This is a genomic window from Haloarcula sp. H-GB5 (genome assembly GCF_054850705.1).
Window position 1 is genome coordinate 1 of sequence record NZ_JBTWBG010000021.1, and the last position, 2,074, is coordinate 2,074.

The window sequence follows — 2,074 nt, forward strand, 5'->3', positions numbered from 1 at the left end:
GCGAGACAGGGTAGAATACCGAGCAGGACTCACTCCCAGTGAGGTCTACGGCTAGAGCCGACCGGACAGCCTCAGAGAATTTTGTGACTCCCCATGAGATGAGGGAGTTCCAGTTATGAGCGCGAAACTGTCACAGGAGACTGCACCACAGTACAGTTGTCCGAATTGCGGTTGCACGAAGGCTCGGGACTACGGAAACAACGGTACGAGAGAATGTTCCGGATGCGGACGGAATGCCACGCCAGTCCGGAAGAACTACCGTGCAATTTTGGATCCAAGCAAAATCATGCCCGAGGTACTTGACGCACCTGCTGACCACCCAGAAGCACATCTGCCTGAAGCGCTGCCAGACGGTCACAACTACTGACTCTGGCTCCTAATTTTGTGACTCCCTCTCTGGATGAGGGAGACATAGATGGCTTCAACACAGACTGAGCGGACTCGTGGCCGCTTCGTACTGATTGGATGCGGCGATGCGAAAACCGACCAGCCAGTTGCAGTTCGCGATCTCTACACTTCGTCGTACTTCTCGGTCAAACGATCGTATGCCGAGGCAGCTGTCCAGTGGGCTCGAACTGCTGACCGACGAGCGAACACCTGGGCGGTTCTCTCTGCAGAACACGGGATCTTGATGCCCCGGCAGACGGTCGCCCCGTACGATACGACCATTGAGGACCTGCGCGGCGAACCCATCGAGGGAGAGCCACATTACCGGCTGCCGTCAGGGGACCGAGTTGAGAGCCGACTAGATCAGTGGGCGCTCCGTGTCCACTCATCACTGGGCGATTGGCTCCGGCGGCCATACGCAGCCGATCAACAGGAGTCACCCTGTCGGGAGTTGGTCGTTCTCGCCGGCAGCGACTACGTCGACGCGCTGCGTGAGCGCGACATCTTCGACGGACGGCCAACTGCGATTCGGACTGGCCGGGAGACACACACTGCCCTCCCGCCGAAGGCAACCGTCCGGTTCCCGTTTCAGGAGCATGATTTCGACGGAATGTTCGACCAGATGGGCTGGCTTTCAGACCGTGCCGAAGAACTCTCGGCAGCAGCGGCTCCAGCCCGACGATCAGAACTCTCGGCCTTTGACGGCGGCTTCGAGCGCGATTCTGCTACGTGGCAAACAGGCCACAGTGGCGTCGACGTCGAGGGGACTGAGCAGGTTGGGCTGGATGCATTCGAGAACGTCCCCGAACGGTTCCTTGCCACGAGACAAACGAGTCTCGCGACCGACGGCGGGGAAGGAGGACAGGGTGGATAGCACGCAAACCCACGATACCGACTGTGTTAACCAACACTCATCGCTTTTGTTGGTTAACGCGCTGAGCCTGACGATTTTCTGTTCCTCCGGCGGGTGAGAGGATGACGGAAACTGATCCGACTCAGACGCAGGACGGACAGCCAGACCAGCAAGCCGGCTTCGACTTCAGCAAGCCCAGTCAAGAGCACGAGATCGAGGTGTCGTACTCGTGGGGGTATGTCGATACCATCTACATGGACGACGACGGCGAACTCATCCGCTCACAGGATACTGACGGTTACTATCGCAACGATGAATCGTTCGAGTGTACCTGCGGGGAGACATTCGGTTGCGAGAGCAAAGCAAAGTCCCATATCCGAAGCGAGGGCTTCCGAGGCCCGCCAGTGCCGGTCGCCGGCCATCCAGAAGCATTGCGTTGGGACAACGAGCCGATGACCGACTTCGGGGGGAATGTGGAATTCATTCCAGATGTAACGAACACCGCCGCCAAAGTTGTCGACGGGGCTGACTACCTGATCGCAACGGCACGGACAACACTGACGCCACCAGCGGACCACGAGTTCGACAGCTGGGACCCACTCCAATCTGGCCGCCTGTCGAACCACCACGGCGACCCACTGTTCTCGGCGCGGATCTTGTCGAAGGCCATCGCGACGCTTTCACCCGGCCACCAGTACGTTCCAGACCGCTACACTATCTACTTTCGTGGACACACAGCACTGTACTTCGAGGGGCCGAGAGGCGGCGTCATCATCGCTGAGCGACTCCCCGGCCTCGACTGAGACGGCGGTTTTCTGTTCCTCTGGTGGCTGA

General features: G+C 59.2%; 2 protein-coding genes. Both read left to right on the top strand.

The genetic code is table 11. The features are described from left to right. The first annotated feature begins 415 nt into the window (after positions 1-415). Positions 416-1,261: a DUF6884 domain-containing protein gene (locus ACYJ11_RS21285; RefSeq protein ID WP_461649382.1), complete on the top strand. Its 846-nt coding sequence runs from the start codon at positions 416-418 to the stop codon at positions 1,259-1,261. 101 nt (positions 1,262-1,362) lie between these two features. Then, positions 1,363-2,043, top strand: a complete 681-nt coding sequence (locus tag ACYJ11_RS21290; protein WP_461649383.1) for a hypothetical protein — start codon at positions 1,363-1,365, stop codon at positions 2,041-2,043. Positions 2,044-2,074: the final 31 nt, after the last annotated feature.